Here is a 21180-nt window from a genome sequence, read left to right as displayed (position 1 = left end):
GGCAGGCCCCGAACGGAGCAGATGACCATGTCGGACTTGACGATTACCTCCGCGCTCCCGACTTGGCAGCGTGTCGCGCTGTCGAAGGGTGGATCCTCGTGAAGGTCGGGGTCTATTTCGATCTACGGGTGCCGCCCGGATCGGGACTCGACCCGGCCCGCGTCTACGCGCACACCCTCGAGATGTGCGAGTTCGCCGAGGCCTCGGGCCTCGACTCGATCTGGGTCAGCGAACACCATGGGTTCGACGACGGGTACCTCCCGCAGGCGCTCACGTTCGCGGCGGCGGTCGCGGCGCGCACCCGCACCGTCCGGGTGGGAACCGCGCTCGTCGTCGCACCGTTGCACGCCACCGTCGAACTGGCGGAGCAGGCGGCCGTCGTCGATCTGATCTCCGACGGCCGTCTCGACCTGGGGCTCGGCGCGGGATACCAGCAGGCCGAGTTCGATCTGTTCGGCGCCGACCGCGACGCCCGCTTCACCACCATGACCAGGCAGGTGTCCGAACTGCGAGAGATGTGGGCGGGGCAGCGGGTGACACCGGCTCCGGTCCAGTCCCCGATCCCGATCTGGCTGGGCAGCGGCGGTGAGTACGGCGCGCGTCGTGCCGGGCGACTCGGTGCCAACCTGCTGTTCGTCAATCCCGACCTGATGCCGGCGTATCGACGGGGCCGTGCCGACGCGGGGCTCGACCCGTCCGCGGGGCGTATGGGTGGGCCGTTCTTCGCGCTTCCGAGCGAGGACCCGGACCGCGAGTGGTCCGAGATGTCCGGGTACATCGCATATCAGCAGAACTCGTATCGGCGTCATATGGCCCGCGGAATCGAGGGACCGGCTCCCCGGGAGTACGACCCCGCCGCCGGACGCAACAGGCCGCTGTCCGGTCCGGGAGCGTTCTGGTTCGGGACACCCGAGGATCTCACCGCCCGGTTCGCCGCCTGGATCGGCGACTGCCCGGTCGACACCGTCTTCCTCTGGGCCTCCGTCGGAGGCATGCCCGAGAAGACGGTCGAGCGCACGGTCGACCTGATCGCGCGTCGGATGGCGCCGCTCCTCCGCGGAATCGGCAAGGGCGCCAACAACTGTGAATCAAACAAGACACCGCTGCCGGTCGAACCGGCAGACGAATCCGGGAGTGTGATCGTGTAATGGGCTCGACGATCGAGCTGACGAACCGGGGACCGGTTCGTCATATCCAACTCAATGCGCCCGAGCGGCTCAACGCCCTCGATCGGGACATGCTCGACGAGCTTGCCGCTGCGATCGCCGCCGTCGCCGCGGACCCCGAGGCGAGCGCACTGGTCGTGTCCGGCTCCGGCCGGGCGTTCTGCGCGGGCGCCGACGTCGGCAGCCTGTTCGGCGACACGACCCGGCCGCCCGCGGAGATCCGCGACGAACTCAAGACGGTCTATGCGAGTTTCCTCGGGATCCACGACCTGAAGATCCCGACGATCGCGGCGGTACAGGGCGCGGCCGTCGGCGCGGGCGTCAACATCGCGCTGGCCTGCGACGTAGTGGTCGCCGGTCCACGGGCTCGCTTCGTCGTGTCGTTCGCCGACATCGGCCTGCACCCCGGCGGCGGCTGCAGCTGGTTCCTCACACGCCGGATGGGCGCCGACCGTGCGATGGCGACGATTCTCGGCGCCAAGACCATCGGAGCGGACGAGGCGTACCGCGTCGGCTTGGCGACCGAACTTGCCGACGACCCCATCGCCACGGCACTCGAACTCGCAGAGCGGTATTCGACGCGGGATCGCGGGATGCTCGCGGACATGAAGCGCGCGGTTCAGCTCGCCCAGGACGGCGACCTGGCGTCGGTACTCGAATTCGAGTCGTGGGCGCAGGCGTCGTCGGTCACGCAGCCGGCGTTCCAGAAGTACGTGGCCGAGTTCGGCCGATGATTCGTGGAAATCGGGAAAGGATTCGACATGCCTGACGGCACTCACGTCACACTTACACCGGCCGAGGTGGTCGGTGCGTTCTACGGCGCGCTCATCGACCAGGATCCCGAGCGACTGGGGGAGCTGGCCGACGCAGGCTTCGACGACGCGATCTTCGTGGAGATGCCGTCGTCCCTTCCCTACGGGGGCCGGGTCGAGGGTGCACGGCGACTTCGCGCAATGTTCCAGGCCATGGCCCGCGGTGTGGTGGACGTCGGTCCGCGCGGACTGACCCTCGATGCGCTCGTCGACGGCGGCAACCGCGTCGCGGCGCGGCTGTCGTTCGACTGGTACCCGCCGGGCGGCGGTGCGCCGATCGCGTCCGGCGCCGTCGAGGAATGGACGTTCGAGAACGGCAAGGCGACCGCGATCCGCGCGTACTACCGCGACACGGCCGAGCTTCTCGCAACCTCGGCCACTGCGGCGGACGGCGCCTGATGGAACTGATCAAGGTCGGCAGCGGTGTCCGCCTCGCCGTGCACGAGCTCGGCGAGGGACCGCCGGTGGTGCTGGTGGCGGGCTTCGGTCTCGACCACTCGGTGTGGGACCGGCAGATGCGGGTGCTGGCCGACGCGGGTTTCCGGGCGATCTGTGTGGACCAGCGGGGGCACGGCCTCTCGGACAAGCCCCGCCACGGGTACGACGTCCCGCAGCTGGCCCGCGACCTGCTCGACGTGGTCGAGACGCTCGACCTCGCCGGAGTGACGCTGGTCGGGCACTCGTTCGCCGGGCAGGTGGGGTTCAAGGCCGCGGTCCTGGATTCCGGCCGGATCGCCGGGCTCGTGCTGGTGGGATCGAATGCGGTCCGTGCCAGCCGGAGCGCGGACTTCCCGTTCGGTGCGCCCGCGAGTGAGGTGCTGCCGCGTCTCCTCGACGCCGAGAACTCCGATCGGCTGGGGTCTCGGCGAACCAACCTCGCGAGTGCGTTCGCACAGCCGCCGACGGAGTCGACGATCGAGTGGCTCATGCGGGTGTCGTTGCAGATGCCGTCGTGGGCGGCGATCGAGTGTTACCGCTCGATGCTCGAATTCGACCAGATCGACGAGCTCGCGAACGTCCGGGTACCCGTTCTGCAGGTGGTGGGGCGTGCCGACCCCGTGCACTCCGCGCGGGGTGCGGCCTGGCTGTCGGAGCAGCTGACGCGGTCGCGACTGGTCACGATCGAGGGGTGCGGCCACTATCCGATGCTGGAAGAGCCGGACGCGCTCGAGCGGGAGTTGCTCGCATTCGCGCAGGCCGTAGGTTGTGAGCGGCCCGCGTAGGAGCGATCGCACAAGTCGTGTCCGACGTTTCCTTGCCACGTCTATTATGAGACGATAATATTCAAAATAGTGCGGGATGGATCACCAGCGTCACCGGCCGAGTCGCACGTCGGGTAGGTGCCGATCCTCCACCCTCGAAGAACTTGGAACCGCAGCCCGGTCGTCAGACCTCGAACTTGGAGAGAACTCATGCTGAACAAGCAAGACAACGACCTGCTCACCCGCGTCGAGGGTGACGCACCGATGGGTGTCTTGATGCGTCAGTACTGGACGCCGGTGCTGATGTCGGAGGACGTCGTCTCGGACGGCGCCCCGCGGCGGATCAAGATCCTCGGCGGCAAGTACGTGGCGTTCCGGGACACCGAGGGCAAGGTCGGGGTGCTCGACGAGGCGTGCCCGCACCGGGGTGCGTCGTTGGCGTTGGCGCGCAACGAGAATTGCGCTCTGCAATGCCTCTATCACGGGTGGCGGGTGGATCGGAACGGCAAGGTGGTGGAGACGCCGTCGGAGCCGGCGGACAGCACGTTCAAGGACAAGATCCGTCACATCGGGTATCCGGTGCGTGAGGCCGGCGGCCTGATCTGGGCGTATTTCGGTGACCCGAAGGCGGAGCCGGAGTTCCCGGCGTTCGACTGGACCGCTCGCAAGCCCGAGCAGATCTACACGATTCGGGTGGCGCAGCGATGCAACTGGGCCCAGGCCCTCGAAGGTGCCATCGACTCGGCCCACTCCAACTTCCTGCACAACGACCTCAACCGGCGTCTGGCCGAAGGCGGCGACTACACCGGCGGCGGCGGCCTGCTCAACTTCCAGCTGACCGACGGGGCGCCGCGCCTCGAGGTCGAGAACCTGCCCTACGGGTTCCACTACGCAGGCATCCGCGACGCGCTCGTCGACGGTGAGCACAAGAAGTACGTGCGCACGACCCAGTTCGTCGCCCCGTCCTGGGCGCTCTTCTCGGCGCCGGAGAACTGGGTGTTCTCGCAGGTGTTCGTGCCGGTCGATGACGAGAACACCATCTTCTACTTCATTCACGCCCGGCTCGACGACGAGAACATCGAGCCCGAGTACCGCGCCAAGATTCTGGAATGGTCCGGCGTCGGCGAACTCGACGAAAACTTCCACATGGACTTCCACTCGGGGAACATGTGGCAGCAGGATCGGGACTCGATGGACCGCAAGAAGCACGGTGACAAATTCAGCTTCAGCGGCATGACCGGTAACCAGGTCGAGGACCTCGGCATCCAGGAGAGCATGGGGCCCATCGAGGACCGCAGCCGTGAGCACCTGGGCACGTCGGACCTGGCCATCATCCGCATGCGGCGCCTGATACTCGACGCCGCGCGCAAGTATGCGAAGGGCGAGACCCCGATCGGCCTGGGCCGGAACTTCTCGTACGAGGAGATCCGTGCCGCGGAGAAGATGATCGAGCCGGGAACCTCTTGGAAGGGTCAGGTGGGTTCGCGCGGAGTCGCGAAGGACTCCGCCGTCAACTGAATCGGGTCGGGTGCGGGCGGCAGGGGAGAGGTGTTCCTGCCGCCCGTCCGATCACGGGCGCCCGCTGCCACGGCCGGTCGCCTCTGTCGAGAGGAACAGAACATGGATGCACAGTCCGCATTCTTCAACGTCGTCGCGGCCGACGAGGCGATGCACGATCCCGGCCCGGAGTCGAACTGGAACGAGTCGGCCTTCTTCCACGTCGTCGAAGAGGACGGTTCGGCCGGAGCGCTGTTCCGCATCGGCCGACGGGTCAACGAGGGTTTCGCCGAGGTGACGGCGCTCCAGTTGCGAAGCACCGGTGACGCGCTGGTCGGTTTCCGGAAAGCGAAGATCACCGACAACCTCCGGTGGCAGGCCGGGGACCTCGACTTCGCCTCGGAAGGGACGGCCGGGGGCTGGTCGATCTCGTTCGACGGTGAACTGAGCCACCTCGCCGACGGAACGGAATTCGCAGATCCGGGCACGGCGTTCCGCAACTCGCCGAAGGAGAAGGTCGCGTTCGACCTGTCGTGGGTCGACCTGGCCCCGCCCTACCGCACGTCGACGGACGGCACGTACCACGGCGGCGAATCGGTCGCCAAGGATCACTATGCCGGCGTCGGGCAGATGACCGGGACCGTCCGAATCGACGGTCAGGAGAAGCGAATTCGCGGATTCGGCTTCCGCGACCACTCATGGGGCGTGCGCAACTGGCAGTCGATCGACTGCTGGCGCTGGGTGTACGGCCAGCTCGATGCCGACAACCTCTTCTCCGTCGTCGCGATGCAGGTCGGCACACCCGAACCCGCGGTCGCGGGCATCGTCCTGAAGGACGGTACGCCACACGTCGTCACGGAGATGAGCGTGAAATGCCGGTACGACGGCGCCCCGGACTACTGGCTGGCCGGTGCGGACGTCACGATCCCGTTGCCGGACGGCGACGTGTTCGAGGCGACCTACCAGCCGACGTGCCGTCTCCCGCTCCGGCACACGAAGGGTGACGAGGTGCTGCGCATCGTCGAGCATCTCGCGAACGTGCAGATCAACGGCAAGTCCGGCGCCGGCTGGATCGAGGTCACGGACCGAATGGAGGACGGCCGCCCGTTCGGGTTGGTCCACGGCGACGCCTGACTCCCGAGGCTTTCGCCCGTTTCGGGATCACCGGACCGCCCGTGCGTCACGCACGGGCGGTTCCGTCATCTCTGCAGGCCGGGCAGCTCGTGGTGGGCGAGCCGCACGGCGTTCAGGTGCGCGAACTTCCAATCGCCGTCGATCTTGACGTACCGCTCGTCGTATCGCGCGAGCGTGAGCCTGGCGGGGCCGTCGTGGAAGTCGACGACGCCTACGAAATGCCACGTTCCGCACGCGGTGTTCCCGGTCACGGTGATGTCGAGATTCGTCGTGTTGTGCTGAGAGAAGCGTATGGACCGCCCGAAACGCTCGAATGCCCGGCGAATCTCGTCGTGACCCCGGTATGCGCCGAGCCCGTCGGCCTCCCAGATGCCGTCGGCGGCGAAGAGCCGGACGATCGCGTCCGGGTCGTGGTGATCGTCGCAGGCGTTGCAGTACTCGGCCTTCAGGCGACGGATTCGCTCGATGTCCTCGAGCCTGATCAGGCGTTCTTCGATGCTCGGCACGATGTCTCCCGGCGGTGTGGAACGGGTGGTCCCGGCGGATTCCGGGCGGTATGTGGACCGACTCACCGTGCGGTGCAGTATGTGAGTCGGGTAACGCGAGTGGCTTGACGGCGCTGCGCACGGTTCCTATATTGATCCTAGCAGTCTCAATTATATTCGCGCCGACAGTCGAGGAGACTCCGGTTTCATGCTTGATACTTCCGATTTCCAGCCGAGCGCGCCGGACGAGATCACGGCCGCGTGGCTCACCGGGGTCCTGCGCCTGCAGAACCCGACGCTGACGGTCGAGCACCTCGAGGTCACCAAGATCATCTGGGGCACAGCCACGAAAGTGCTCCTCGAGGCCACCTACTCCGGACAGCCGGACGTCCCGCTGTCCCGCAATCTGTGCGTCAAGGGCGGCCTGGATCGCCGTCTCGACAACGTCTCCGACGACGCGATCCACACGATGGAGGCCCGGTTCTACGGGGAACTGCGGCACCTGTTCGAGTCGTCGGCGCCCGAGTGCTACTACGCCGGCGTCGACCGGACCGGCGGCAAGGGACTGATCGTCCTCGAAGACATCGCCGCGGCGGGATCGACGTTCGTCGAGCCGGGCGACGTCCTCACCGTCGATCAGGTCGCGAGCGGACTGAGTCATCAGGCGAAGTGGCACGCCGCCACCTGGGGGAAGACCGCAGCCGACCTTCCGGGCGTCGGCGTCGGCAGCATCACCCGGAAGGCCGCGAAGCTCTTCTACCGAGAGAAGTACTGGAACTCGCACTTCGCGCAGGAGGGTGCACCCCAGTACCCCGCGGAGCTTCAGAACCCCGACCTGCTGTACCGGGCGTTCAAGAAGGTGTGGGAATCGGACGACGTCGCCGTGCACTCCCTGCAGCACGGCGACGCGCACCTCGGCAACACATTCCTGCGCCCGGATGGCGACCTCGGCTTCATCGACTGGCAGTGCTACTGCTTCGGGCCGTGGTCCTACGACGTCGCCCTCTTCCTGTCGGGTGCGTTGTCCGTCGAGGACCGCCGGAGCAGCGAACGGGATCTCCTCAGGGGCTACCTGGACCAGCTCGCGGCGGCCGGCGGACCGCGGATTACATTCGACGAGGCGTGGGCCGACTACGTCCGGCACCTCGTCCACGGGTTGATGTGGACGATGACACCCAAGGTGATGCAGCCCTTCGAGCGCAGCCGGATCATGAGCGACCGTTACGTGACCGCCGTGATGGACCACGGCGCCGTCGCGGACGTGTACGCGTGACGATCCGCCGCACTCTTTCTCGAATAGAGCTTTCGGAAATGAACAGGAGAGACCGACGTGCACGCTGATAGTGGTCGAGAAGGTTCCGTCCTCGCCCCGGACTCCGCTCCGGCGAGTCTGTGCGACCGTTTCCAGGACAGCGCCGCGCGCTACCGGGACCGGATTGCGTTCACGTCGTTCGACGGGTCGTTCGCAGACATCACCTGGGGTGAGTACGCCCGCAAGGTCGAGGAAACCGCGGGGGCACTCGCGGCCATGGGAGTGGGCCCGGGTGACTGCGTGGCACTCCTGTTCTCCACCCGCCCCGAGTTCCACTGGTTCGACCTCGCGGCCCTGCACCTGGGTGCCCGCACGGTCTCGGTCTACAACACCGCGCCGCCGCAGTTCATCGAATACCTGCTCACCAACTCCGGTGCCCGGGTCCTGGTCACCGAGCGCGCGTACGGCGAGCAGGCGGAGCAGGCCGCCGGCCTGATCGAACACGTCACGGTCATCGACGCGGTCCCGGGTGATCGGCACTCGTGGGCCGACCACGTCGCCGCGACGCCCGCCGACTTCGACTTCGAGGCGCACTGGCGGCAGGTGTCCTCGTCCGACCTCGCGACGATGATCTACACGTCCGGGACGACCGGTGTGTCGAAGGGCGTCCAGCTCACGCACGGCAACATCTTGTGGGCGGTGGGCACCTACATGGAGCGGATGGGTCTGCCGTTCGGCTCCGCGCAGATGTCGTACCTGCCGATGGCACACATCGCCGCGCGGAACATGGACCACTACGGACAGATTCTGCGCGGCTTCCAGATGACGCTGCTCACCGACCATTCCGAGGTCCTCGACGGCATGCTGAAAGTCCGCCCGGGTCTGTTCTTCTCCCCGCCGCGCATGTGGGAGAAGCTGAGGTCGCGCATCCAGGCCGAGATTGCCGCGCAGAGTGATCCGGCCCGCCGTGCGGAGCTGACTTCCGCCCTCGAGCAGGGTCTAGAACGTGTCCGGCGGGGCGGGAAGCCGAACGAGGCGGACATCGCCGTCATGCGCGACATCCGAGCGCTGGTCGGCCTCGACCGGATCGCGGCCGCGATCATCGGTGGCGCTCCCGTGGCACGGGAACTGATGGAGTTCTTCCACGCCGTCGGGGTTCCGCTGGGTGAGTCGTACGGCATGTCGGAGAACGGTGGTGTGTGCACCACCAACCCACCGGACGGTGTGCGCTTCGGAACGATCGGCGTCCCCCTCGACGGGCAGGAGGTCCGCCTCGCCGACGACGGCGAGATCCTCGTCAAGGGGCCCGGTGTCATGGTCGGCTACCGCGACATGCCGGAGGCCACCGCCGAGGCAATCGACAGCGACGGCTGGCTGCACACCGGTGACATCGCCACGCGGGACACCGACGGCTATCTGACGATCGTCGACCGCAAGAAGGAACTCATCATCAACGCCGCAGGCAAGAACATGTCTCCGGTTCTGATCGAGGGTGAACTCCGCAAGCACGGCCGGTTGCTGTCGACCGCGGTCGCGATCGGCGAGGGCAGGCCCTACATCGTGGCGTTGCTGACACTGGACCCTGACGCGCTCGCCACATACTGTGCCGACAACGGCATCGAACCCGCTCCGCTGGAGGAGTTGGCCACCGACGCGCGAATTCTCGCCGTCGTCGCGGAGGACGTCGAGACGGCGAACCAGGGGCTCTCACGAGTCGAGCAGATCAAGACATTCCACATCGTCACCGACACGTGGGCACCGGGCGGAAACGAGGTCACCTCGACGCTCAAGATCCGCCGTAAGGGTGTCGCCGACCGCTACCAGGAAGAGATCCGGGCACTGTACGACCGTCGTGCCCTCGCCGGCTCCGCCGGCTGAACCGCCGAACACGATACCGACTCTCCCGAGAGTCCGACCGAATGTGGGAACCCCTCCATGGACCTGATCGACTCGACGCCTGCCGACGTCCTCTCCACCCTGCTCGCGGAGCGTCGTAGCTGCCGCAGCTACCGACCTGAACCCGTCGACCGCGACGTCATCCGGTCGCTCGTCGCGGACGCGGGCCACGCCCCGTCCTGGTGCAACACGCAACCGTGGAACGTGATCGTCACCGAGGGCGAGGAGACCGAACGGTTCCGCAAGGGGCTCAGTGAGCACGTCGGTGAGAAGTTCGAGGACGACCCCGATTTTGCGTTTCCGGCGGCCTACGAGGGGGAGTACCTGGCCCGCCGCCGCGAGTGCGGGTTCCAGCTCTACGAGAGCGTCGGCATCGCCAAGGGGGACCGCGCCGCGTCCCACCGGCAGATGTTCGAGAACTTCTCGCTGTTCGGGGCTCCGCACGTCGCGATCGTGACCACCGAGCGCAACCTCGGCATCTACGGCGCGGTGGACTGCGGACTGTTCGTGCAGAGCTTCCTCCTCGCTGCACAGGCCCGCGGGATCGGGGCCGTACCCCAGGCCGCCATGGCCAGCCAGGCCCCGTTCATCCGGGACTTCTTCGACATTCCGGAGGAGCGGATGATTCTGCTCGGCATCTCGTTCGGGTACGCCGACACCTCCGATCCGGTGAACGGTTTCCGCACCCGGCGGCAGACCGCCGACGAGATCATTTCCTGGGCAGGTGAGCAATGACCATCGACGAGCCACAGACTCGATTCGAGAGCACCGCGGGCGAAAGCGGGGACGACGTGAACGAAGAATCGCTGCGACTGCGGGTCGTGGAGGCGGTCGACGTGTCGGATTGCGTCCGCGGATTCCGGCTCGCCGCCGAGGACGGCACCGCACTGCCGGACTGGGAGCCGGGTTCCCATCTGGACCTGGTCCTGCCGTCGGGCCTGATCCGGCAGTACTCGCTGTGCGGCGATCCTGCCGACGGATCCGCGTACGAGATCGCGGTGCTGCGGGAACCCGAATCCCGTGGCGGCTCGATCGAACTGCACGCGTCTGTCCAGGTCGGCGATGTGCTCGTGGCGCGCGACCGGCGTAACCACTTCGAGTTGCGTCCCGCGCCTTCGTACCTGTTCGTCGCCGGGGGAGTGGGTATCACGCCGATCCTCCCGATGATTCGCGCCGCAGCCGAACAGGGCGCGACGTGGCGGCTCGTGTACGGCGGACGCAGTCGCTCGTCGATGGCGTTCGTGGAGCGGGCCACGGGATTCGGTGCGGAGTCGGTCGACATCGTCGCGCACGACGAGCGCGGGCTGCCGGACCTGGCAGCCGAGGTTGCGGCGACGAATCCCGACGCCCTGATCTACGCGTGCGGGCCGGAGGGCCTGCTCCGGGCGCTCGAGGACGTGTGCACGGAGGCTGGGCGCGGTTCGTCGCTGCACTTCGAACGGTTCGGGGCGTCGAGCGAACCGGCCGAGACGGGGGACAACACCTCCTTCGAGGTCGTGCTCGAGCGAACCGGTACGACCGTGCAGGTCACGGAGGACATCACGATCCTCGAAGCGGTCCGAGGGGTGGTTCCTGACGCGCCCGCGTCGTGTGAGGAAGGATTCTGTGGAACATGTGAAACACGCGTTCTCGGAGGCGTTCCCGAGCACCGCGACTCGGTGCTGTCGGATGAGGAGCGCGAGGCGAACGAGACGATGATGATCTGCGTCGGGCGTTCGTGCACCCCCCGGTTGATCCTGGACCTCTAGATCCTGCAATTCCCGGCGCCGATCGAGGAACGATCGTTCTGCCCGTCGCGCCGGGATCAGACATCACCGACACGAAGGAGCCCTCATGGTCGAGGCCATCGTCACCTCCGCCGTCCGCACCCCAATCGGGACGGCGTTCAAAGGCAGCTTGGCACACACGCAGCCTGACGTGCTGGCCGTCCCGGTCATCACGGCGGCGCTGAAGGAATCGGGCGTCGCACCCGATCTGGTCGACGACGTCATCCTCGCCGAATCACTTCACGGTGGCGGCGATATCGCACGATTCTCCGCGATCGAGGCCGGCCTGACGCACGTGCCGGGCCTGGCCGTGAACCGGCACTGTGCCGGCGGGCTCAGCAGCGTACTCCTCGCCGCGGCCGGGGTACGCGGAGGTGGCGAGCGGTCGATCATCGCCGGCGGCGTCCAATCCTCCTCCACCGCACCCATTCTGCGGCTCCGTGAGGACCCGGACACCGCGTGGCTGTTCCAGTCGCATCGGCCGACCCCCGACGCGCCCGCCGACGACATGTCCGTCACCGTGGGCTGGAATGCAGCGCGCCTCAGCGGAATTTCGCGCGAGGACCAGGACGCGTGGGCGTTGCGCTCACATCGACGCGCCCTGGCGGCGATCGAGAAGGGCGTGTTCACCGACGAGATCGTGCCCCTGTCGGTAGCCGCTGCGGACGGCACGGTGCGCGCGTTCGACACCGATGAGCATCCGCGCGCCACGACCGACGCCGCGAAACTCGCGTCCCTGCGGGTCCTGCACCCCGAGATCCCCGGATTCAGTGTCACCGCAGGCAACGCCAGCGGAATCAACGACGCCGCCGCCGCGCTCATGATCACCTCCTCGGATGTCGTCGACGCCGACGGACTACCGGCGCTCGCGACGATCCGGGGCGGCGCCTCGGTGGGTGTCGACCCTGTGCGCACCGGACTCGCCGTGGTCGACGCAATCCGGAAGGCTCTGTCCCGCACAGGCATGTCGGTCACCGATATCGACCTGTGGGAGATCAACGAGGCGTTCGCGTCGGTTCCGATCGCGGCCTGCCGTGCGCTGAATCTCGACGAGGACCGCGTCAACCCGTTCGGCAGCGGGTGTTCGCTCGGGCACCCCGTGGCGGCGACCGGTGCGCGCATGCTGACGACCATCGTCCACGAACTCGGGCGCCGCGGTGGTGGCACCGGAGTGGCTGCGATGTGCGCCGGTGGTGGGATGGCCTCGGCGGTGATTGTCGAAGTCGGCTCCTGAGTACCCCGATTCCCGCGGGTCACCGCCCGCGCCCACGCTTCCCGATCCCGAAAGCCTGCACATGAACACTTCTCGATTGGTTCCCCCGGTGTCGGACGATCCGCACGCCATGGACGAGTTACGCCGCGAAGTCCGCGACTTCGTGGCCGAGTACATCGCCGACGGTCGCGTCCACCGGCAGGTCGACTGCTGGCTGACCGGGTGGGACGAGGACTTCACCCGGGCGCTCGCTGCCCGCGGCTGGCTCGGCATGACCGTGCCGAGCGAATACGGCGGGCACAGCCGCAGCCACCTGGAGCGATTCGTCGTCACCGAGGAACTCCTCGCGGCCGGAATGCCGGTGTCCGCGCACTGGATCGCCGATCGGCAGATCGTCCCCTCGTTGCTGAAATACGGCACCGAGGTCCAGAAACACAGATTCCTGCCTGCCATTGCGAGCGGCGACTGCTACTTCGGAATCGGCATGAGCGAACCGGACTCCGGCTCCGACCTCGCCAGCGTCCGCACCAAGGCCACCCGCGTCGACGGGGGATGGTCCGTCACCGGAACGAAGGTGTGGACCTCGGGTGCGCACCGCGCGCACATGTTCATCTGCCTGGCACGAACCGCCCCGGTCGATCCTGCGCACCGGCACGACGGTCTCAGCCAGTTCATCGTCGACCTGCATTCTCCGGGCGTCGACGTCCGCCCGATCGTCTCGATGAACGGCGGGCACCACTTCAACGAGGTCATCCTCGACGACGTATTCGTTCCGGACGAGATGGTGTTCGGTACCATCGGCAACGGATGGCAGCAGGTCACCTCCGAGCTGAGTTTCGAACGCAGCGGACCGGAGCGCTTCCTGTCGACGTTTCCTCTGCTCGCGGAGTCCGCCGAACAGATGCGCCGTGAGGCGTTGCCCCGGCACACCGACGTGGGCCGGTATGTGGCGCGGATCGCCGGGTTGCACCAGATGTCGACAGCCGTGGCCGGAGCACTCGGACAACACGAACCGGCGGATACCGCGGCGGCGGTCGTCAAGGTCCTGGGAACCTCGACCGAGGGTGATATCGCCGATTTCGCCGATCTGCTCACCGGCGACCCGTCCGCCGAGCAGGCGGATTACGCGGCGATGCTCGAGAGCGCCGTCGTCCAACGTCCGGGATTCACGCTCCGTGGCGGCACCAACGAAGTTCTGCGCGGCGTGATCGCACGAGGATTGGGGATGCGCTGATGACCACCGCAACGACGATCGACACCGATCTCGTCGACATGATGTCCGCGGTCTTCGCGCGGCACCGGCAGCAACACGAACCGGCGATCGGCGCGGCCCGCTGGGACACCACGCTCTGGGCGCAGCTCGACGAACTGGGCCTGGTCCGCCTCACCGGCTCCGAGGCCACGGGCGGGAGTGGCGGAAGCTGGCTCGAGGCGGCCGAACTGATCCAGGCCGCGGTCTGCAACGGTGTCCGGGTGCCCGTCGCCGAACACGACCTCCTCGCCGGGTGGCTCCTCGAGACGGCCGGTATGCCGGTCGGCACGGCACGGCGCACAGTGGCCGTGCTGGGCGCCTACGGCGCTGCGTCGGGTGTGCCGTGGGCACGCGAGGCCGAGCGGATCGTCACCGTGTGGCACGACGGAAACACCTGCCGCGTAGCCGATCTCGCGACGAGCGCCTTCGAGATCACCGATGGTGTCAACCTGGCCGAGGAGCCCCGTGACACCGTGCGCATCGACCTGGCGGCGCTGTCGGGCGCCGCCGTCGACGAGTCGATCGTTCGGCAGTTCTTCCTGCGCGGGGCGCTGGTCCGGGCTTTGCAGACGTGTGCCGCGCTCGACCGCATCGTCGACCTGTCGGTGTCGCATGCGAGTGAACGGTCGCAATTCGGTCGTCCACTCGCCAAGTTCCAGGCGGTGCAGAACCTGGTGGCCGACATCGCGGCGGAGGCTGCGCTGGCCCGGGCTGCCACCGAGGCCGCGCTCGCTGCAGCGGTGCGCACGCAGTGGGCGGCAACAGGTCTCGAGTTCGCCGTCGCGGTCGCCCGGTCGTGCGCCGGGCACGCGGCGTCGGTCGTGGTGCGCAACGCCCATCAGGTGCACGGAGCGATCGGCACGACCCGCGAGCACCGACTGCACGAGTTCACGAAGCCGGCACTGGCCTGGCGGTCGGAATTCGGTTCCGTCCAGTACTGGGACGGCAAGTTGACCGACGCTGCGCTCGCCGCCGGGCGTGATGGCCTGTGGGGTCTCGTCACCGGCTAGAGGAGTCCCAGCCCGCGTGCGGTACAGACGGGTCGACCCGACGTTGCCCCCACGTTTTCCGATCACCGGTTCTGCTGTCTACCGCCATTTCTCCAGTAAGGACGAGGTCCTCGCCGCGCTCGTCGATCGCCTCCTCGATGCTCTGCTGATTCGGATCGGCGAACCGATTGATTCCCCCCCGGAGGCGGATTTCGAAGGCCTGATCGCCGCACATGTGGAATTTTCGATCGACAATCCCGAGCACGCAACCAACTGGAACCGTGAGCAGGCGACGTTGTCGCAGGTGTACCGCGCCAACATCACGAGGCGTTAGCGCAGGTACATCGATCGTTGGATCCGCGCGCTTGATGCCAACTATCCCGGCCATGCGCGAGAAGAACTCGCGGCGGCAGTTCGCGCAGTGCATGGCCTGATCTCGTCGGACACTCCCGTCCCGAGGGAACCACGCGTCCTTCGGGCATCTCGGGCGTGCTCCAGCGCATGGCCAAGGGGGCATTGTCGGGTTTGGAATCGCGCGGACGAATGTGAATAACTTCGTAGTCAACACGTCTTCGGTGCGGACTGCCTGGCCCGCGCTGGCAGCAAGCCGGCTCAACCGGTGCTTTGTGCACCAGCCCGCGGCCAGCGCCCACGCGGCGCACGGCGTACAGGGCTGAGACGGCATACGCGATTGCGAGCGAACCCCGCGCTCGCGCCGCGCCCGCGACCGTTCGCGGAGCCGGGACGGCGACGATCCAGACCTGTAGACCTCAGGGTGCGCCGGTGCGATGGGACCGACAGCTGGCGAACATGACTCACCCGCATCAATAGACCGAAACCAGCTGCGCCGCAACCGCATCGCCTGCTCGAATCCGGGGTGCATGGTGGATCGATCTACGACACGGCTGGCGTTTCAGTCCTCACCTATAGCGCGCGCGGGTGAGGCCGTCTCCATCAGCGCGGGGCTCTTGTGATTGATATGACTCGTGATGCATGACCTTTCTTCGCAGTTTGGTGCCGGTTGCATTGTGGGAGATCGCTCAGCCGCGGAGTATGCGGTTCGCCACGCGGCCCCAATGCGGCGGTAGCCCACCGGTCGACGGCGGCAGAGGCCGCCGGGCGCAGCTGCTGGTGAGGGCGAAAATCGTGTTCGAACACGCGTCGACACCGGTGAGTGGACGACCGGAACACATCGACCATCGGTGCCGTCAGGCTGGGGGTATCGAGGCCCGCAGCAGGTCGGCAGTGGTGACGAACTTGGTGCGCGGCCGGCCGTCGGTCCGGCCCGCGGCGCGTTCGCGCTCGTCGATCCGCTGCCAGCCCTCGTAGTCGACGTACTGCGGAGCGCGTTCCGCGACGAGTGCGGCAAGTTTCTCCCGCCCGCCGACCGGCGGCATGAGACGGCCCGCGACGAAGTCCTCGATCAGGCCGTCCACTGTCTGTTCCGAACACAGTCGGTTCGTGCCGATCACGCCGCTCGGACCGCGCTTGATCCAGCCGGCGGTGTACACCCCGGTTACGGGATTGCCGGTGGCGGGGTCGACTACACGGCCACCATCGTTGGGGATCGTGCCGCGGCGGTCGTCGAACGGCAGGTCGGGGATCGGTTTCCCCCGGTACCCGATAGAACGCAGGACGAGACCGGTTTCGAGAGTCTCCAGCACGCCGGTGCCCGACGCCACTGCCCGACCGTCCACTGTCGTGAGTGCGGTGCGTTCCAGGGTGATCGCCTCCACCTTCCCGTTCCCCGTGAGCTCGATCGGGGACGAGAGAAAGCGGAGCACGATACGTTTGTTGCCCGGTGTGACCGGCTGCTGCGCGTACTTCTCGAGTTGGCCTACTTTCCAGCGGATCCGGGGTTCGGTGTCCGGGTCGTCGTGCGACGCCTGCGTGGATGGATCGAGGGCGAGTTCGTTGTCTTCGACGACGATGTCGACGCCCTCGAGGTTGCCGAGGGCCATGAGTTCGGGTGTCGTGAAAGCGGCCTGCACCGCACCTCGTCGCCCAACGATGACAACCTCACGGATCGCGGAGCCGCGTAGCGCGGCCACGGCGTGTTCCGCAATCTCACTCCGGGCCAGGTGCTTGGGGTCGGTTACGAGGATCCGCGCGATATCGAGGGCGACATTGCCGTTGCCGATGATCACGGCACGCTCACCGGACAGGTCGAACACCCGGTCCGCATAGTCGGGATGACCGTTGTACCAGGCGACGAACTCGGTGGCTGCGTGGGAACCCGGCAGGTCCTCGCCCTCGATACCCGCGCGCCTGTCACCTGCGGCGCCGACGGCGTAGATGACGGCGTGGTGGTGGGCCAGCAACTCGGCATGGGTGAGATCGGTGCCGATCTCGACCCCGAAGTGGCACTCCGTATTCTTGTGGCCGAGCGCGCGGCGAAACAGGTCGCCCACAGCCTTGGTGCTGGTGTGGTCCGGGGCGACGCCGCTGCGGACCAGCCCGTACGGGGTGGGGAGGCGGTCGAACATGCTCACCTCCACACGGGCGCGGGACGTCAGGTCGAGGGCCGCGTAGCAGGCAGACGGGCCCGAGCCGACGATGGCGACTCGCAGAGTACCCAGATCTACGGGGGCGTTGACGTGGTCCCGGCCAGTCGGCCACTCCGGCCCGATGGGGTACCGCTCGTAGTACTCGGTGGCGAGCTGCTGGTACGGCTCCTGGTCCTCGGTGAGTTCGTGGTCGGCGTAGATGGCGTCGGTGGGGCACTCGTCGGCGCACGCACCGCAGTCGATACACGTGTCGGCGTCGACGTATAGCATCTCGGTCGTCGCGAAGGGTGCCTCGTCCGGTGTCGGGTGGATGCAATTGACGGGGCAGACCGACACGCAAGACGCATCGTTGCAACACGATTGGGTGATCACGAAAGCCACGGCGGGACCTCTCTGGAACGGTGGGAGCGGTACCGCGTCGTGGTTGGACTGCCGACTGCGGTATCGCGCTCTTCGATTGCCGCGATTGTGCCGTATTTTGATCCTCATTGTCTATATATTGTTCGGGGTCGGCTCCGGTCCGGTCGGAGTCTCGCGCCGGCCGTGTTCCATCAGCGATCCGTCGACGCCTCCCCGCCCGCCGACACCACGCCCGGATCGTGCGTACGACGGGCGCATGAAGTCATCTCGGGTCCGGCTCCGCCCTTCCTTGAAGGGCCGTAAAGACGGTGATGGGAGTTTATGTCGCGATCATTTGAAAGAAAGCTCATCCAGAAGATTTGCGACTGCCAGTCTTGCAATTATGAGGCCCGACTCGTTAGAGTGTGACGTATACGACCTCACCGGTGTGGATCTCGTATTTACCTACAAGACCTCCGGTATCAAGTGATATGGAGCGGGTGAGAACGCAGACCGTCAACCAGAACTTCACGCGGGAGCCTTTCCATAGCCACCGAGGTCCCATCTGACCGTCGTACGACGTCGAGGACATCGCCCTCTGGTTGTCTTCCTCGTCTCGAACGACTCGAATATGATCACGGCTGAGCGCAGCAGTTCGATGCGGGCGCACACTCACTGAGAAATCTGGCTCCATTACGTTGATCACTGCTCGGCGGTCTCGGCGCACCGGGCCGGAACCCGTACCGCGCGGATCTTTCCAACCGAGAGGAACATCAATGACCGACATTCTGTCGTCCAAGGTCGGCGGCCTGCTGTCCGGCTTCGACCCCTGGGATCCTGCGTATGTCGACGATCCGATCGCCGTCTACACGATGATGCGCGAGACCGAACCGATGCACTGGAACACGAAGCGCGGGTTGTGGTTCGCGACGCGGTATGACGACGTTGCCCTGGTGCTGCGGGATCACGAGAACTTCTCCTCCGCCCAGTACAACATCGACAAGCCGCACATGACCGAGCGGCCGGTGGATGGCGAGCGGTACCAGGCGTTCAAGGGCCCGACGATGGTGACGACCGAGCCGCCCGAACATACACGTCTACGCAAGGGCTCGGCGCCGGCCTTCTCGACGCGCGGTCTCAAGCGGCTCAAGGATCGTGTGGAGGACATCGCCGACCGACTGCTGAACCAGGTCGAAGGCAACGAGGGCATGGACGCCATCGCCGACTACGCCTACCCGCTGCCGGTCTACGCGATCGGTGAACTCCTGGGGGTGCCCCATGAGGACCAGGACGAGTTCTTGGCGCTGGCTCTGGCGGACAAGGGAAGCCCCGCGCACGATCCCAATGCGACCAAAGAGACGCTGGAGCGCACCGCTGCCCACGGGCGCCGCCTGCGTGATTTCGTCGAGGACGTGATCGAGAAGAAGAGGAAGCAGCCAGGCGACGACCTCATCAGCTCCCTGTTGGTGTCACAGCAGGAGGACAACCTGACGCATGCCGAGATGATCGACACCATCCACCTCATGATGGAGGCGGGTCACATCACGACCGTGAACCTCATAGGTAACGGCCTCGATGTACTGCTTGACCGTCCCGAGGACATGGAGTGGCTCCGCAACGACCCCGACCTCGCGACTTCGGCCGTGCAAGAGTGCCTGCGCTACGTCGGCCCGGTGCAGTTCACCGGGCGCACGGCAATCAAGGACACGGTGCTCGGTGGCCAGCTCATCAAGGCCGGCGAGTCCGTCATCCCGCTGATGCCGGCGGCGAACCGAGATCCGTTGCAGTTCGCGGATCCGGAGGAGTTCCGGATCGATCGCAAGCCCAACCGGCACCTGGGAGTCGGGATCGGCATCCATGTATGCATCGGTGCAGCACTCGCGCGACTGGAAACCGAGATCGCGTTCACCAAGCTGCTTTCACGCTTTCCGAACCTTCGGCGAGCGGGCGAGGCCGAGTGGAACACCAGCTTCGAGCTGCGTGGCCGGACGGCGCTTCCGGTCGCCTTCCGCTGAAATTAATTTGCGACAAGACGTCTTGTAATAATCTGGTGATCCGGATTAGAGTGAGGGACATCACGATGCGGCGGCCGGTCTCGGCAGCCTCACGGACTGACAGGTGAAGCGGACGACGATGCGTAAGTCCTGTTCTCCACCGACATGACGTAGCAGCCGCAGGGGAGCGCAAGATCGCCTGCCGAGAGAGGAGCCGGGTAATGGCTGAGCACTTCGCCGCTGAAATGGTCATCAACGGTAGGCGCGTGATCAGTGACTCCACCGTGGGTGTGCTCGATCCCGCGACCGAGGAAGTGTGGGCCGTCGTACCCGAGTGCTCCGATGCTCAGCTCGACGAGGCCTTCGCCGCTGCCGCGGAAGCTCAGCCCGCCTGGTCGCGGGACGAGGAGGCGCGAAGGAAGGGACTGCGTTCGGCCGCGGATGTCCTGCGCCGCAACGAAGACGAACTGTCCGAACTCCTCACCAGGGAACAGGGTAAGTCCCGCGCAGATTCACGGATGGAGATCCAGCTGTCGGCGACGTGGCTGGACAAGTTCGCCGAGATGCCGGTGCCCGAGAGCTCGGTGCCGGACGACTGCGCGGGCTTCGCGGTGAGCGCCGAGCGCCGGCCCCTGGGCGTGGTTGCGGCGATCACTCCGTGGAACTTCCCTGTGACACTTGCATGCTGGAAGCTCGGCCCGGCGTTCAGGGCCGGCAACACGGTGGTGCTGAAGCCGTCGCCGTACACGCCCGTCTCCACGTTGAGATTCGGTGCCCTGATTGCCGACGTGCTCCCGCCTGGCGTCGTCAACGTGGTCTCGGGCGGTGATTCGCTCGGCGCCCGCATGACCACGCATCGGATACCTGCGAAGGTGAGCTTCACCGGTTCGGTGGCGACGGGCAAGGCGGTGGCCCGATCGGCCGCGGACGATCTGAAGCGCATCACGCTCGAACTCGGCGGCAACGATCCGGCGATCCTGCTCGACGATGTCGACCCCGAAGCCATAGCCGAGAAGCTGTTCACGTTGAGCTTCGCCAACAACGGTCAGCTCTGCGGTTGTATCAAGCGAATCTATGTTCCCGCTGCGCATTTCGACCGCGTGGCAGAACTGCTGTCGGAACTCGCTCGTGGCGTGCGGGTCGGGCCCGGCATGGTCGAAGGTACGGATCTCGGGCCGATCAACAATCGCCCCCAGTACGAGCGTGTGCTGGGTCTGCTCGAAGACGCGATTTCCCACGGAGCGAAAGCGATCGCCGGTGGCGAGCCGCCCGCCGGACCGGGCTACTTCCTGCCGCCCACGGTTCTGGTCGACGTAGCCCCGGACAGCCGGATCGTGCAGGTGGAACAGTTCGGACCCGTGCTTCCGCTCGTCCGCTACACCGACCTGGATGCCGTCATCGATGACGTGAACTCGTCGAAGTTCGGTCTCGGTGCATCGGTCTGGGGCCGCGATGTCGACCGAGCACGCGCGATCGGCCGCCGCCTCGAATCCGGCACGGTATTCGTCAATGCGCATTCGATCGCAGCGCCGAACATTCCTGTCGGGGGCACCAAATGGAGCGGTCTGGGGATGGAGAACGGCCTCGAGGGTCTTCACGAGTACACGCAGCTGAAAGTGACATTCGAGTCGCAGGACTCCTGAGCCCGCCATCCATAGGGCACTGTTTCTTGCTGA

At 66.5% G+C, this 21180-nt stretch carries 18 protein-coding genes; 16 read left to right on the top strand and 2 right to left on the bottom strand.

Annotated elements, in window-relative coordinates; translation table 11 throughout:
- Positions 1–98 precede the first annotated feature (98 nt).
- The 6 genes from ACFTWF_RS10915 (at position 99) to ACFTWF_RS10890 (ending at position 5811) form a co-directional block, all read left to right on the top strand.
- Positions 99–1148 carry an LLM class flavin-dependent oxidoreductase gene (locus tag ACFTWF_RS10915; protein WP_378461212.1) on the top strand — a complete coding sequence of 350 codons (1050 nt, stop codon included), beginning with the start codon at positions 99–101 and terminating at the stop codon, positions 1146–1148.
- Positions 1148–1900 (top strand): enoyl-CoA hydratase, encoded by a 753-nt coding sequence (locus tag ACFTWF_RS10910; RefSeq protein ID WP_378461211.1) that lies wholly within the window; start codon positions 1148–1150, stop codon positions 1898–1900. Before ACFTWF_RS10915 ends, ACFTWF_RS10910 begins: the two co-directional genes overlap by 1 nt.
- 27 nt (positions 1901–1927) lie before the next feature.
- Positions 1928–2377: a nuclear transport factor 2 family protein gene (locus ACFTWF_RS10905; protein ID WP_378461210.1), complete on the top strand. Its 450-nt coding sequence runs from the start codon at positions 1928–1930 to the stop codon at positions 2375–2377.
- Positions 2377–3201, top strand: coding sequence for an alpha/beta fold hydrolase (locus ACFTWF_RS10900; RefSeq protein WP_378461209.1), 825 nt, complete (start codon positions 2377–2379; stop codon positions 3199–3201). Before ACFTWF_RS10905 ends, ACFTWF_RS10900 begins: the two co-directional genes overlap by 1 nt.
- Before the next feature lie 189 nt (positions 3202–3390).
- Positions 3391–4698 carry a Rieske 2Fe-2S domain-containing protein gene (locus tag ACFTWF_RS10895; RefSeq protein WP_378461208.1) on the top strand — a complete coding sequence of 436 codons (1308 nt, stop codon included), beginning with the start codon at positions 3391–3393 and terminating at the stop codon, positions 4696–4698.
- Between the two features lie 102 nt (positions 4699–4800).
- Positions 4801–5811, top strand: a complete 1011-nt coding sequence (locus ACFTWF_RS10890) for a hypothetical protein (RefSeq protein WP_378461207.1) — start codon at positions 4801–4803, stop codon at positions 5809–5811.
- Between the two features lie 65 nt (positions 5812–5876).
- Here the strand turns inward: ACFTWF_RS10890 and ACFTWF_RS10885 are convergent, their stop codons facing one another.
- The gene (locus ACFTWF_RS10885) at positions 5877–6317 is read right to left on the bottom strand and encodes a nuclear transport factor 2 family protein (protein ID WP_378461206.1); all 441 of its coding nucleotides are present in this window, start codon (positions 6315–6317) and stop codon (positions 5877–5879) included.
- A gap of 187 nt (positions 6318–6504) precedes the next feature.
- Between ACFTWF_RS10885 and ACFTWF_RS10880 the strand changes: the two genes are divergently transcribed.
- The 8 genes from ACFTWF_RS10880 (at position 6505) to ACFTWF_RS10845 (ending at position 14998) form a co-directional block, all read left to right on the top strand.
- Entirely contained in the window at positions 6505–7569 is a 1065-nt protein-coding gene (locus tag ACFTWF_RS10880; protein WP_378461205.1) for a phosphotransferase, read from the top strand.
- Between the two features lie 57 nt (positions 7570–7626).
- Complete coding sequence (locus ACFTWF_RS10875; protein WP_378461204.1) at positions 7627–9426, top strand: AMP-dependent synthetase/ligase; 1800 nt, start codon at positions 7627–7629, stop codon at positions 9424–9426.
- A 57-nt stretch (positions 9427–9483) separates the two neighbouring features.
- On the top strand, positions 9484–10179 hold the full coding sequence (locus tag ACFTWF_RS10870; RefSeq protein WP_378461203.1) for a nitroreductase: 696 nt from the start codon (positions 9484–9486) through the stop codon (positions 10177–10179).
- Complete coding sequence (locus ACFTWF_RS10865; RefSeq protein ID WP_378461202.1) at positions 10176–11192, top strand: PDR/VanB family oxidoreductase; 1017 nt, start codon at positions 10176–10178, stop codon at positions 11190–11192. The genes ACFTWF_RS10870 and ACFTWF_RS10865 overlap by 4 nt, the downstream gene beginning before the upstream one ends.
- Positions 11193–11277: 85 nt before the next feature.
- Complete coding sequence (locus ACFTWF_RS10860) at positions 11278–12444, top strand: thiolase family protein (RefSeq protein WP_378461201.1); 1167 nt, start codon at positions 11278–11280, stop codon at positions 12442–12444.
- Positions 12445–12505: 61 nt separating this feature from the next.
- Complete coding sequence (locus tag ACFTWF_RS10855) at positions 12506–13657, top strand: acyl-CoA dehydrogenase family protein (RefSeq protein ID WP_378461200.1); 1152 nt, start codon at positions 12506–12508, stop codon at positions 13655–13657.
- Positions 13657–14685, top strand: coding sequence for an acyl-CoA dehydrogenase family protein (locus ACFTWF_RS10850; RefSeq protein ID WP_378461199.1), 1029 nt, complete (start codon positions 13657–13659; stop codon positions 14683–14685). The genes ACFTWF_RS10855 and ACFTWF_RS10850 overlap by 1 nt, the downstream gene beginning before the upstream one ends.
- Before the next feature lie 16 nt (positions 14686–14701).
- Positions 14702–14998: a TetR/AcrR family transcriptional regulator gene (locus ACFTWF_RS10845; protein ID WP_378461198.1), complete on the top strand. Its 297-nt coding sequence runs from the start codon at positions 14702–14704 to the stop codon at positions 14996–14998.
- An 874-nt stretch (positions 14999–15872) separates the two neighbouring features.
- Here the strand turns inward: ACFTWF_RS10845 and ACFTWF_RS10840 are convergent.
- Positions 15873–17552, bottom strand: a complete 1680-nt coding sequence (locus ACFTWF_RS10840; RefSeq protein ID WP_378461197.1) for a 4Fe-4S binding protein — start codon at positions 17550–17552, stop codon at positions 15873–15875.
- 830 nt (positions 17553–18382) lie between these two features.
- Between ACFTWF_RS10840 and ACFTWF_RS10835 the strand changes: the two genes are divergently transcribed.
- Positions 18383–19525: a cytochrome P450 gene (locus tag ACFTWF_RS10835; RefSeq protein WP_378461196.1), complete on the top strand. Its 1143-nt coding sequence runs from the start codon at positions 18383–18385 to the stop codon at positions 19523–19525.
- Between the two features lie 200 nt (positions 19526–19725).
- Entirely contained in the window at positions 19726–21147 is a 1422-nt protein-coding gene (locus ACFTWF_RS10830; protein WP_378461195.1) for an aldehyde dehydrogenase family protein, read from the top strand.
- Positions 21148–21180 lie beyond the last annotated feature (33 nt).

The organism is Rhodococcus sp. NPDC056960 (genome assembly GCF_042674125.1).
Classification (GTDB): domain Bacteria; phylum Actinomycetota; class Actinomycetes; order Mycobacteriales; family Mycobacteriaceae; genus Rhodococcus_F.
The sequence above is the reverse complement of the archived record's forward strand: the minus strand, read 5'-3'. Positions and strand labels throughout refer to the sequence as shown.